General features: G+C 37.5%; 10 protein-coding genes and 1 pseudogene. 3 read left to right on the top strand and 8 right to left on the bottom strand.

Annotated elements, in window-relative coordinates; translation table 11 throughout:
• Window positions 1–4: 4 nt before the first annotated feature.
• Window positions 5–706: an ABC transporter ATP-binding protein gene (locus tag CYK55_RS02455; protein WP_010736355.1), complete on the bottom strand. Its 702-nt coding sequence runs from the start codon at window positions 704–706 to the stop codon at window positions 5–7.
• Window positions 707–1145: 439 nt separating this feature from the next.
• Between CYK55_RS02455 and rbsR the strand changes: the two genes are divergently transcribed.
• Both rbsR and CYK55_RS02445 read left to right on the top strand, forming a co-directional pair.
• The gene (gene rbsR / locus CYK55_RS02450) at window positions 1146–2174 is read left to right on the top strand and encodes a ribose utilization transcriptional repressor RbsR (protein ID WP_034690049.1); all 1029 of its coding nucleotides are present in this window, start codon (window positions 1146–1148) and stop codon (window positions 2172–2174) included.
• A 402-nt stretch (window positions 2175–2576) separates the two neighbouring features.
• Window positions 2577–4718: a glucosaminidase domain-containing protein gene (locus tag CYK55_RS02445; protein ID WP_126133883.1), complete on the top strand. Its 2142-nt coding sequence runs from the start codon at window positions 2577–2579 to the stop codon at window positions 4716–4718.
• 256 nt (window positions 4719–4974) lie between these two features.
• On the opposite strand, the gene CYK55_RS13675 is transcribed toward CYK55_RS02445, so the two are convergent.
• The 5 genes from CYK55_RS13675 to CYK55_RS02420 all read right to left on the bottom strand — a co-directional run bounded on the left by CYK55_RS13675 (window position 4975) and on the right by CYK55_RS02420 (window position 9562).
• A complete protein-coding gene (locus CYK55_RS13675; protein ID WP_235186379.1) occupies window positions 4975–5106 on the bottom strand; it encodes a hypothetical protein in 132 nt (43 codons plus the stop codon).
• Between the two features lie 107 nt (window positions 5107–5213).
• Window positions 5214–5282 (bottom strand): AbrB/MazE/SpoVT family DNA-binding domain-containing protein, encoded by a 69-nt coding sequence (locus CYK55_RS13670; RefSeq protein ID WP_235186377.1) that lies wholly within the window; start codon window positions 5280–5282, stop codon window positions 5214–5216.
• Between the two features lie 100 nt (window positions 5283–5382).
• Complete coding sequence (locus CYK55_RS02430) at window positions 5383–6627, bottom strand: MFS transporter (RefSeq protein WP_235186375.1); 1245 nt, start codon at window positions 6625–6627, stop codon at window positions 5383–5385.
• Window positions 6628–7959, bottom strand: coding sequence for a 6-phospho-alpha-glucosidase (locus CYK55_RS02425; protein WP_126133882.1), 1332 nt, complete (start codon window positions 7957–7959; stop codon window positions 6628–6630).
• 13 nt (window positions 7960–7972) lie between these two features.
• Window positions 7973–9562, bottom strand: coding sequence for an alpha-glucoside-specific PTS transporter subunit IIBC (locus CYK55_RS02420; protein WP_126133881.1), 1590 nt, complete (start codon window positions 9560–9562; stop codon window positions 7973–7975).
• A 657-nt stretch (window positions 9563–10219) separates the two neighbouring features.
• Here CYK55_RS02420 and CYK55_RS02415 point away from each other — a divergent pair.
• Window positions 10220–10987: a MurR/RpiR family transcriptional regulator gene (locus CYK55_RS02415; RefSeq protein ID WP_034690042.1), complete on the top strand. Its 768-nt coding sequence runs from the start codon at window positions 10220–10222 to the stop codon at window positions 10985–10987.
• Window positions 10988–11125: 138 nt separating this feature from the next.
• Here the strand turns inward: CYK55_RS02415 and CYK55_RS13665 are convergent.
• A pseudogene (locus CYK55_RS13665) lies at window positions 11126–11224 on the bottom strand (DUF2087 domain-containing protein); the annotation flags it as partial.
• A 216-nt stretch (window positions 11225–11440) separates the two neighbouring features.
• Window positions 11441–13255: an FtsX-like permease family protein gene (locus CYK55_RS02405; RefSeq protein ID WP_034690039.1), complete on the bottom strand. Its 1815-nt coding sequence runs from the start codon at window positions 13253–13255 to the stop codon at window positions 11441–11443.
• Window positions 13256–13261: the final 6 nt, after the last annotated feature.

The raw sequence follows: 13261 nt of genomic DNA, 5'->3' as shown, positions 1-13261 counted from the left end.
CTCCTTACCAAACAAGTTCATCGATAGATGAAGGCTGTTCATTCAATTCGACTGCACGGACTTTTGCATCATTGATATGGATTACTCGATCAGCGATTGGCGCTAAAGCCGAGTTATGTGTAATGATCAAAACGGTATTGCCATGTTCACGACTAGCATTTTGCAACAATTTCAATACTTGTTTTCCTGTTTCAAAATCCAATGCGCCAGTTGGTTCATCACAAAGTAATAATTTCGGGTTTTTCGCAAGCGCTCGTGCAATCGACACACGTTGTTGTTCGCCCCCTGATAATTGTGATGGGAAATTATTCAACCGGTGCGCAAGCCCAACTTGTGTCAAAACTTCTACAGGATCTAACGCATTTGGCGAAACTTCTGTAGCCAATTCAACATTTTCTTTTGCAGTTAAGTTAGGAACAAGATTATAAAATTGAAAAACAAAGCCAACATCTGTCCGGCGATAAGCCGTTAATTGTTTGTCATTGAATTGAGCAATATCTGTTTCATCAATAATGATCTGTCCCTCATCCGGTGTATCCATCCCACCTAAAATATTCAATACCGTTGATTTCCCTGCTCCACTAGGCCCAAGAATGATCACTAATTCTCCTTTTTCAATGGAGAATGAAATATCGTCATTCGCTGTAATCGTTGTTTCGCCCATCTGGTAACGCTTAAATTCATTTTTTACTTCTACATATTTCATAAAACTTCCACCTTCATTCTCCCGTTTATTTATCTATCTGGTAAATCTCTTATATTTTAACACTGAAATGAAAGGTTGTGAAAAAAACCTTTTCAAAAGAGGAGGTTGCGAAAGGCGCATTCAGCACAGAGGCATAAGACAGAAAAATAGAAAATGGTTCTTTCATTTTTTATCTTTTGTCTTATGTCCGAAGTGTTGCGCCTTGAACACCATTTACAAGAGGTCGTGAGAGAAGCGATTAGTACTGAGTCATAAGAGAGGAAAAGCTAAAATGGCTTTTTCATTTTTTGATTTTTTTGACTTATTATTGAAGTTTTACCTCTGGAACATCGTTTATTTGGTTCTAGGGTGTGCAAGATGACGAATATCACAGAATCATCATTTACTTCTTTACGTATTCATGGGAAAATGACACTAAGAAAGAGATAGGAGTATAGTAATGGCAAAGAAAAAAGTGACGATCAAAGACGTTGCGAAACATTCAGGTGTATCCATCGCAACTGTCTCACTGATCTTGAATGGCAATGAAGCAAAATTCCATCCAGATACGGTCAAAAAAGTAGTAAAAGCCAGAGAAGAATTAGGTTACCAACCCGATTACATTGCACGTCAAATGATCACAAAGAAAACAAAAACAATCGGTGTCCTTGTCCCTGATATCACCAATCCTTTTTTCAATATGTTGATGCAAGGGATAGAAGACTATCTTTACCAACAAAATTTTGTCACGATTCTATGCAATGCAGATTTTGATCATCAAAAAGAAACGGATTATTTACTTGAGTTGACGCAACGTGGTGTCGACGGTTTTATTATTGCCTCTTCGGCTGTCTCAACGAAAGCCCTCCAAGTTTCTTTGAAGAAACAAGGGAAACCATTTATCGTATTAGATCAGAAAAAAGCAGAAGGTTCTAGTGATGCCGTCTTAACAGATGATTATCAAGGTGGGTACTTAGCCGGTGAGCATCTACTAGGCTTAGGCCATCAGGAAATTGCTTTAGTCTATCCACAACAAACACCGCAAAATGTCCAAAATCGGATAGATGGTTTTTTAGCAGCGTGTAAACATGTGGATCATTCTGAGAAACAGATTCATTGGTTCCCTACTCACTTTTCAAAAAAAGGGGGCTATGAAATCGTTCCTGATTTACTTTCTTCTGCTGTTACAGCGATCTTCGCATTAAATGACGAACTAGCTTTTGGTGTATATCGCGGATTAGCGGAGCATGATAAACTCATTCCCGAAGATTATAGCATCATTGGCTATGACAATATTGATATGTGTGAGTACATGAAACCTAAATTAACGACCATTGCTCAACCCATTTTAGAGTTAGGTAAAGCGACTGCTCGTTTACTCTTAGAACGCATCCAACACCCTGATAAATCCTGGGAAGAACTTTTATTGCCCGTAGAGTTGATCCAACGTTCCTCGACTCAATCGCTCGATCTCTCCGCCCCTCAATAACACGAATATTTGTTGCGAACCAATGATGACTGAACCTGTTGTCATTGGTTTTTAAAACGATACGTTATTTTATATTTTTATTTCTTCCATAAAAAGCCCACAACTTGGGCTTTTTTTTTACGTTGGTTATTTAACGAAATGTTTTGAAGAATTTATAAATCTTTGGTAAACTTATAGTAAGTGTACTCATTTCCCCCAAAATTTGTGCCCCCACAAATGAAATAGGGTACATCAAACAATGAATGTTCAAACGTAATGAATGGCTACTTAATATTTTTGTCCAATGTTTATTTGTTTTTTATTCGTGAATCATGATTGAATATATTCACGGAATCAAGCAACTGACAGAACAGATGCCACTTTATTAGTGCAACTGTGGAAAAAGAAAAGGAGTATTTCGTTATGAAGAAAAAAACAGCAATACGCCTACTTGCAGCATCTTGGCTGATTGCTCCAACTTTGTTATCTACACAGCCTGTGTTTGCTACAATCAGGCGAACACAGACATCCGAAACCACGATCGTAGCTGAGTCACCTTCAGCTACGGCCGATTCAAGTACTAATGATTCCACGCTCTCAAGTTCTTCAACTGATTCTTCCGATAGCACTAGCACAGAGGAATCCACAGAGGAAACGACCGAAACAGCTACTCGTACGCTATCGATTGCTCGGAATTTACGTGGAAAAATCAAATTGAAGATCGTTGATGAAGAGAAAGAAAAATCTGAGATCAAAACAAGAGAGTACACAGAAGAAGATTTTCTAGAGATTTCTAAGTCTGGCAAAGTCAAAGACTTAGAAGAAGGAACCAAAGTTACATATATGATCACACCTGAAACAAAAGAACAATTAGTTTCTGTCAAAATCGAAGGTGCGCAAGAAATCGACTACACCAAACAACTGTTTACAGTTGGTGTGACTGATTTAACGATCTCCGCGAAGTTTGAGTCGTCGACTTCCCCTTCTGAACCAACATCCCCAGAAGAAGAAACGACAGATTCTTCTGAGCCAACGCCAGTTACTCCAGATATTCCGGATAGTGGTAATAATGGCAACACTGGCAATGCGGGAAATAATGGCAACAACAACGGAAATTCAACTACAGGAAATACAGCGAATCCTTCACAACCACCAAGTTCGTCAAATAATACTGGCAATACAAACGGTTCTACAGGATCAACAAACAATAATGGCTCATCTCCAAACCAGACAACAAATACGAATCGGCCACAGATGCCCGATCGAATTGAAAACCTAGCTTCAGAATCATCTGATTTTGTTGTAAAAACACCGATCGAAGCAATTTTACCGGCCAACACAACGAGCATTCAACAAGCACTTGTAAAAGAAGCGTATCGTCAGCTGGGAAAACCATATATCTGGGGTGCCAAAGGTCCTACGACTTTCGATTGTTCTGGTTTGACTTATTACATCTATAAAAAAGTAACTGGCCATTCGATTGGAGGTTGGACAGGGGAACAACAATATGCTGGTACACAAATCCCTGTCGAGAATGCTCAACCGGGCGATTTAGTCTTTTGGGGCCCTGCTTCTGGTACTACCCATCATGTAGGTATTTATATTGGTAATGGGAATTACATCCATGCTCCTCAGCCGGGTGACCATTTGCGGATCACTTCTATCAAGGATTACAGACCCGACTTTGCCTTACGTGTCGATATAGCTGGTTTACCACGAGCGACAAATTCATTAGCTAGCTCAACGATTTTAGATGGAATCAACGACTCATTTCATTTCGCACAAAATCAAACAACAGATCAATTTGTTGCAAAAATCGCTGAGGACGCTCGAGAAATTGGACAAGAAGAAAATATTTATGCTTCTGTTATGATGGCACAAGCTATCCTAGAAAGTGGTTCTGGTAACAGCTTGCTTTCTCGTTCACCGAACTATAATCTTTTTGGGATCAAGGGCGCTTATAAAGGGAGTAGTATTTCCTTCAATACCTTAGAACAAACGGCAGCTGGGCAAAATTATCAAATTCGTGCAGCATTTCGTAAATATCCATCTTATAAAGAAAGCTTAGAAGACTATGCTGATTTGATCAAAAATGGCTTGCCTCATAATACTGATTTTTACAAATCAACGTGGAAATCTGAGACCAAAGATTACCGAGATGCAACGAAATATTTAGAAGGGCGCTATGCGACAGATCGACAATATTCTAGAAAATTGAATGCCATCATTGAAGCCTATGACTTGACGCAATATGATGAACCAAAAAAACAAGAAATACAAGATTCTGAAACAAATGAGCGAATGGATTCCTTTATCGTTCCCACTCGTTGGCGAAATTCTTCGTCTACCTCATCTAGAATGACCATTTCTTTGTTCAATCAAAGAAAACCTTCACTTCTATATCTATCAGAATTAAGATTTGCTTCTTTCTGGGACCTATGGCATCATTTTTCAGTGAGAGAGATCCCACAGAAACTTTCTGTAACGATCAAAGAAACCGATCAGCCACTTGTTAGTCGCTTAAACATTGACCGTGTCTTTCGGATGAAACAATTTTTGAGATAGAAAAAATGGACACCCTATCAAAGAACCAAAACTCAGAAGTCGATGGAATACTTCTGAGTTCTGGTTCTTTTTATATATCTTACTCCACCTAAATAGGCGCTGGAAAGTTGCATTATTGGTTAGAAAAAATATTTGGTAATTTCTGATAACCTTTCTTCCGTTTGAGGATCAATTTGATCAACCACTTGAAGATTACTGCGTTGAGATAAATCGATGCTTCGGATATGTTGACATAATATCGTTCCTTGGATTGTATTCATCGCTGTATCAGAAATTGTTTAAAATCACCTGAATGTTGATATTTTCCCTGTAAATATTTTGTTGAACTACTGATTGGCATGACTAAAACAGCATTGAATATCTTATTATAGTTATGATTGCTACTGATGACACACGGGCGTTTTTTTGCTCGCCTACATCCTCTTCAAAATCCAGATTATATTTTTCACTAGTCACTTTAATTTCACCTTCAGGTGTGAGTTCAAAAATAACTCTTTAATTCTCTTTCAAGCCTAATTTTTGACGCACACTCTTAGGAACAGTAATTTGATTTTTGGACGTCATTTTAGCTGAGACTTGCACTTTTTTATCCAAAAGTATTCCGCTCATTTATTTGATTATACAAAAAGAGTAAGGAATCCCCACCTTTCTTGTACGCATCTGTTCAGATTTTTCTTTTATTTCTTTGATACTTCCTGTAACAGTAATAACAAATAAAAGCAAAGATCGGTAGCATACTAAAAAAGTAAAGTGCTTGGTCCAATGATAACTGTTGCGCCAAGATACCGCCTAGTAATGGGGAAACAAAGGAAGAAAGCCCCATATAAACACTTATAGACAGAAGTTGTCCGGAGGAAAAAACATTTTTAGGGGTAATCTCACTGATGATCATTCGACTACCGATAGTAAAAGCTGGTACAGTGAAAAACTGCAAGAAACTGGCAGCAAGCAATACTAACGGCGTTCGCGAAGTTGCATAAACCAAAAATTGCAGGACCAAAAAGAAACCAGAAATAAAAAGTAATCGCTCATTTTTCCATTTTGTCACCGAATGATTCAACAAAAGGTACGCCGGGATTTCACAGAAAGCTTGAATCGCCCACTTTAATCCTACGTACATATTTCCACTATCCATTAAGAATAATTTGTCAATCACGATCGTATTATTGGCGACGATCGTTAAATATAAAAGGAAAAATAGCAACGTATGACATAAAAACTCCCTATTCTTGCACAGCTGATACATATCTGACAGATTAAATTCCTCGCTTTTTTGTTCTTTATATTCATTTTTATCTTGAGGTGTTTGGGGCACTGTTTTTGCGATGTACAAATAACTGATTAGAAAAAAGAGAAAGGGAACGATCAGCCACTGGTAATTATTATTAAAAATGAAGAATGGAATACATACACTTATCACACTCCAACCTAAAGAACCTATTGCTTTGATCGCCGCAAGATTGTTTCGCATCTCTGACTCTGACAACACCCAGTTATCTAGGACGGTTGCTCCTGTATTGGATAGCCCTCCCGCAATAGCCAGTACGATCAGATGTATCATCCAGACATCTTTTACTAGCAAATAAAAAGTAATCGCAAAGCATACGAATAGTATAGAAACTACCATGGAAACTTTCTTTAGCTGCTTGCTTCGGTCAGAATAATAGCCAATAAAGATTTGGAAAATAATCGTAGTAACACTATAAGAAGCTAAAAACCAACCTCTTTGTACCGCATCATATCCTTGTCCAGTTAAAAACGGAACGATTTGTGTCATCAAAATAGCCATCAGCGCATATTGAAAAAAATAGATGAATTGAAATTTATTCTTTACTACCATATCGACTTTCAAAATGATCGACTGAAGGATTTCCCCCAGCCGATCCCTTTCATTTTTTATAAGTGGCACTTATTGAAGCTCCGGCCAATAAGAAGCATTGACTTCGATCATTTCATCAAGGATTTCCTTTGCTACTTTTGCACTAGGTACCGTTTTGTTCATGATGAAGGCTTGCCATAATTTTTGATATGATTTTTGTTCCCACGCATCGACTGCTAACTTTTCAGAGGCAATTTGCTGTTCCATCAAGCCTTTTTGGAAAGTAGGGATTTCACCAATCGATAGTACTTCGTAGCCATCTTTCCCTACGATACAAGGCAATTCGACCATCGCATTGTGATTGAAATTAGAAATGGCACCGTTATTTTCAACGATCAGGATCATGCGCTCTTTCGTATTGAATGTCAACGCACAAGCTAGATCTGTAATAAATGAGGCATGCTCATTAGAGGCAAAAAGTGTATCTTTGGCTGTTTGATGATTAATGATCCGCTGGCATTCTTCAAAAACGATTTTCTCCCGTCCATCAATGATTTCATTCGCTCTTGTATACTGTTTATCGGCATGAGCAACCGTTTCATCAGCCATCAAATAATATTTTAAATACGTATTGGATAAAAAGGTGGGTTCGATTTCATGTAACTCTTTGGCTGCTAGCATGGTTTCTACCCAGCTAGTTTCTTTGTGTTGGCCTTGTTGTGTTTGTTCTGTATAGCCATATTTTTTTACATGGGCGCTTATTTTTGGTAGCAAATCATTGCCGTCATGGTCTTTGATGCTTGTCCACCACCCAAAGTGATTCAAGCCAAAATAAGACGTTTCAAAATCTTTACGATCCCGTAGCCCAATCACTCGAGCCATGATATCTTCTAAACAAACGGGCATGTCACAAATATTGATGATTTTTGAATTGGGGCGAAACCTTCTTGTTGCTTCTGCGACCACTGCTGCTGGATTAGAATAATTCAATAACCAAGCATTCGGTGAATACTTTTCCATATAATCGACTAGTTCTAAGACTGGCCCGATCGAGCGTAACCCATAAGCAAGTCCCCCTGGTCCACATGTTTCTTGACCTACAACATTATGTTTAAATGGAATTTTTTCATCTTGTTCCCTCATGGCATATTTTCCAACTCTTAGTTGTGCCATAACGATATCAACATCTGTAAAAGCCTCTTTGGGATCTATTGAATAATCAAATTCGATTTCTGGCGCTCGTTCTGCGAGGATGATCGCGCATGCTTTTGCTATAACTGCTTGCCTTTGTTCATCATTATCATAAAATTTGATTTTTCTGACTGGAAATCGTTCTCGGTCTTCTATTAACATCATCACTAATGAAGGTGTATATGTACTCCCTCCACCTGCGATCAAGATTGAACTTTTTTTCTTATTCATAATTATCCTCCTCTTATTTTACAATCAATTCTTCAAATGATTCTCGCACTCTTGGTACAGTTAACCCAACAATGATTTGGATACCACCATTTCCAGGATTGACAAGTCCTGCGGCCCCAGCTTCCTGAAAATCAGTAGGACTGGCTACTCTACTTGCATCTTTCACGGTAAGTCGTAACCGTGTTGCACAATTCGTCACATCCAGTACATTCTCTTTTCCACCTACTAACACTAGATAGGCTTGTGCTTGTCTAGCATGTTTAGGTAGATTTTTCTCTTGTTCATCTTGTTGTGTCTTCTTTTTGTTTTCGTAATCAGCTTTTGAATAAAGTTGTATCTCTGATACCTCCTCTTCACGTCCTGGAGTTTTTAAATTGAATTTTTTGATCATGAAGGTGAATACTAAGAACCAGATTGCAGTAAATGTAAGTCCGATCATGATTTGGGTGAGGTAGGTCGAACCATGAAATTTCCAAAGAGGCAACCAATTTAGTCCTAACCAATTGATTAAACCACCACCAAAATCACCAACGACGCCAAAAGCGTAAGAAATCGTAGCAATGGAAGCATCTAATAGGGCATGGACACCCCATAAAGCTGGGGCAACAAATAAGAAAGTAAACTCAATAGGTTCGGTGATTCCTGTCAACATCGCAGTTAATGCAGCTGGAGCGATCAATGCGATGACCTTCTTCTTTTTCTCTGGATGAGCGGCTTGAATAATGGCTAAGCTTAAGCCAGCAGTTCCAAATACTTTTGACATACCCGATAAAGAAAAACCTCCAAAAGGATAAAGTTCTTTAAGCGAAAGCGCATTCGTTTGGAATTCACCAATATTTGACGCCCAATACGCAGCCATCCCTCCTTCAACCACCGCACTATCATAAGCAAATGGCGCGTATACGAAATGATGTAAGCCAGTTGGAATAAGGATTTTCTGTAAAAATTGATAGATGAATACACCAAAATTCCCCGAATGGATAAAAAATCCTTGCATGCTTCTCATTCCTTCTTGAATGATTGGCCATATGACACACATCAACAGTGCTAGAGGAATCATGACAAAAAAAGCGATCATTGTAACGAAAACAGAACCACTAAAAATCGTCAACATTTCTGGTAATTCTTTTTCATAAAAGCGATTATGCAAATAAACCACGATACCTGAAATCAATAATGCTCCGATCATGCCCGTATCTAAAGTAATGATTCCAGCAATCGCTGTTAATCCAGAACCAACGGCTGTTCCTTGAGATAGATCCACAGCGAAAGAATCGGGCCATATCGTTAAAATTGCATTGACGAAATAATTGAAAGCAATATAGATCACTAATGCTTCCATCGTTGCTCGAGCCGCATATTTTTTAGCTAAGCTGATTGGTAATCCGACCACAAATAAAAGTGGTAATTGAAAAAACGGGGTCCAGCCACCGGCTGCTACAACATTCCAGAACTTATACCAGAGTGTATCAGGCGCAGCAATATCTCCCATGATCGTTTGATTGGAAAAAAGTAAAGAAAAACCAATAACGATACCGAAAAAAGAAAATAGCATGACAGGTGCTAACATTGCTCCACCAAATCTTTGAATTTTTTTCATCATAGTCTTTTAGTCCTTTGTATTTTTTAGTAAGCGCTATACTGATTCTTAGTTTACTATTAAAATGGATGCCTGAAACACTTTAAGATGATTTAAAAACTCCTCACAGAAAAAAGGTTTTTGTCACAAAATTTGTGAATGGTCACGTCCTATCTTCGAAAATAAAACAAGGGGGCTGGTAATAGTTAATCAAATAAACGGTACATGAAGACGTATCTTAATAGTGAGGTGAGAACAATAAGGACACACGCAATTGGAAAATCCTCTAAGTAAACCAAAGGGTGATTGAAGACAGTCTACCAACCAAAAATTGACTGAAAAAAAATTGGTTATTGAGTTAGGTAACAAAGATTTAGCAGTTGTATCACCTTGCATGGTCTATGAAAATTGCAATAAAACAAGCAAAATTGAGAAACGTCTACGTCGATTACAACGTGAACTCTCTCAAAAATATCAAATGAAAAAGGGGGAAACTGATTTGTCAAAACCTGTAATATCTATAAATTAGAATCGGACATTCAATCGATACATCAAAAAAATAATCACTATTCACCAGATCTATATTTACAAATGACCAAACAAGCGTAGTAGAACCATGGCTCTGAAAACTTTAATGGTGAGTTCTAACGATTTATAGATTTTTGGCAATGATGAAAAGAGATGTTACAAGACCGTATTACGATGTTTCAGTCAAGGTTGACTGAAAATGATTTTCTTATCTGGTCCTATATCACAAATCACAAAAAAAATTCTTTAACAATGTCCATTAACGAACTGGCGAAACAATGCAACGTTTCTCGCACGACAATCATGCGTTTTTGCCAAAAATTAGGGTTTGATGGTTTCTCAGAATTCAAATATCATCTAAAAAATGAACTGACACAGGAAAATGTACGTCTATCTGAGTTTGAGGGGGAAATCTTGGAAAATCATATCCAAACAATTGAAAACCTTAAGAAAAAAGATTTCACTGATCTATGTACAATGATGGCTAATGCTAATCGGATTTTTATCTATGGATCAGGTGATATACAAACGCTAGTTTCGAGTTATATGAAATTGCTCTTCGTACACAACGGATTGATACTCTATGACTTCGGTGCCGTTTCCATCAACAAGCAGTTTTACCAAATCATTCAGCCAGAAGACTTAGTCCTGTTGATCACGCTAAATGGTGAGTCTCCTGAAGTCGTCAAATTAGCGAAGCAACTGAAACAACGAAAAATCCAGACAATTGGTATCACAAAACTTAGGAACTCAACTGTCTCAAAACTTTGTGATGAAACGATTTTCTTCTTGAATCCTGAAGTACAAGATCGAGAAGATATCCTTACACCTTTTGAAACAACTTCGACGCTTTTTTTCGTGATCGAATATTTTTTGTTGAAATATGATGGTTGGCAAAAACAAATAAATAAAAGTTCCTAAAAAACGCATCTCTTGCTTGCCAATATGGCTTATAAAGAGATGCGTTTTTTTATTTGATTCTGTCTCTCTCACTGTCTTTTTATAGATCGAACCGCCCTTTTCTCGATCAAGATAACGGTAATCGGCGAGGTAGCGACGTAATATCGCATGGTCAGAATAAATATTTTTTAGAATCGTATTGATCTCATTTTCTAAATCATCTTTATCAAATCCAAACTTTGAATAAAGATAATCCAAAAGCAAGCGTTTATTTTTTTCTAGGTATCTATTGTGGTTGTCCGTCTTTGAAAAAATTCGCCAGTTCCCTCATAACCGATATCCTTCCATCATATCCAGTGGTCTCTTCTCTATTTGATCATGCTTCAAGAAAATTTTATCGATGGTATAGAAAACACGTGAAGAAAGTTCTTCTACGAACTTTCTTCACGTGTTTGATCCATCCCTATTCAAGTATCATTCTTTTTTGTTCAACACAATGCCTGTATACAACCAAGTGGTTAACGCATAGTAGATAAAGTAAAGAACAAAGAAGATTGCAAATGGTATCCATAAGTCATGATATGGATCATCCATCAAAACAGTAAACATTTGAAGGCCAAATAATACATGGATAGCTCCTAGAATTCCTGGTGCTAAGAAGAGAATCCCGATTTCTCGGCGAATCGATTGTTTTAATAATGCTTGTCGAGCACCAATTTTACCGAGCATTTCATAACGAACAACATCACTTTTGCTACCTGAAAGAATCTTGAACATCAAACAGCTTGCTAACATCGTCAAGAAGGCGATCCCTAAAAAGAATCCCATAAATTCAAAGCCTGAGAACATACTGTTGATCAATTGGTAAGCATCATATTTTTGTGTGAAACTTAACATTTCATCTTTTAATGATTCATTGTTTTTATTATTTTCTGCTACCAGATTCCCAATCTGTTCAATACTCTCATGGAAATCTTTTGCTTGAATCAGTTGTAGACTTGTTTGTGGAAGAGTTAATTGGGCAAATTCTTCTGCTGGTAATAATTTGATTTCTTTTGCTCGTTGTTCTGGCAACTCGTAATAGCGTAGCTCATCTTGATAGTTTAAGTTTGTCGCTAATTCCTCTGCTGTTACTTTTTTTGTTTTGACGTTTCTTTCCCCAGTGTTAGGTGTTTGATTTTCCATGATCAAAAATGGATTTTGTTCAAATTCACTATAATTATAGTACACTGTTTTTTCGTCTTCTTTTTGTTGATAGACCGCATTGATCGTTGGTGAAAGTTTCTCCACCTTTGATTGATCGATCAATTCTGATTGATTCAATACTAAATCATAATTGGATGCTTCATTCGTCAATTGGGTGATTTGATTTTTAAAGCCTAGGCCGACTGTCAATGCACCTAATGCTAATGCTAGTAACATTGCCACCATTGACAGCATTTGCGTGTACTCACGGATACGGAAACTTAACTGTGATAACGTAAAATTATTCAGTTTTTTCATCGAAATATTTTCTGTTTTCTTCAATAGTTTAAGGAAGAAAATGATGACCGAATGGAAAATAAAGTACGTTCCTAAAACGATTGTAACTAACGCGATGGCGATGGCCATCAACTGATATGTTCCGATATTTGCCATCATGTAGTAACCTACGCCAATAAAAATGATTCCTAAAACCACTTCAAGGAAAAACAAGAATTTGTGTTGTTTCATCTGTGCAGGTGTTTGGTCTGCACGTAGTAAGGTCAAAATTGGCTTTTTGACAATCGAGAATGCGTTGACAAACGCGGCTAATAAGAATAATACGATGAAAAATAGCAAGGTAATCAATAATCCATCCATATTCAATGGCGTAAAATGGGTGATTTCAATATTCAACTGTGCCACTAATAGTCGATGGACGACACTTGTCAAACCAATCCCCAACACTGAACCAACTAATGTGGCAATTGTTCCGACAATCAAAGTCTCAGAGAAAATCATTTGGGCAATCTTTCGGCCTTTTGCTCCTAGCATCATAAACATTGCATAATCTTTTTGTCGCATCGTCATCAAAAATGAGTTAGCATAAAGAATATAGACAAACGTAATAATACCCAATAGAACCGAACCAAAACGGAAGATGATCACAGTCATCGCTAATGTAGAATTATTTTTCAAAAAATCTGTGTTACTTGCCATTGATTCGAACATATAAAAGATGGCTGAAGCCATGACTAAACCTGAAAATAGAACAATATAGTCTCTTAACCGACTCTTGATCCCAGTAAGTGATAATTTCCAAAGCATGTTCAA

The sequence above is a fragment of the Enterococcus mundtii genome (assembly GCF_003957375.1).
Lineage (GTDB): Bacteria > Bacillota > Bacilli > Lactobacillales > Enterococcaceae > Enterococcus_B > Enterococcus_B spodopteracolus.
The sequence above is the reverse complement of the archived record's forward strand: the minus strand, read 5'-3'. Positions and strand labels throughout refer to the sequence as shown.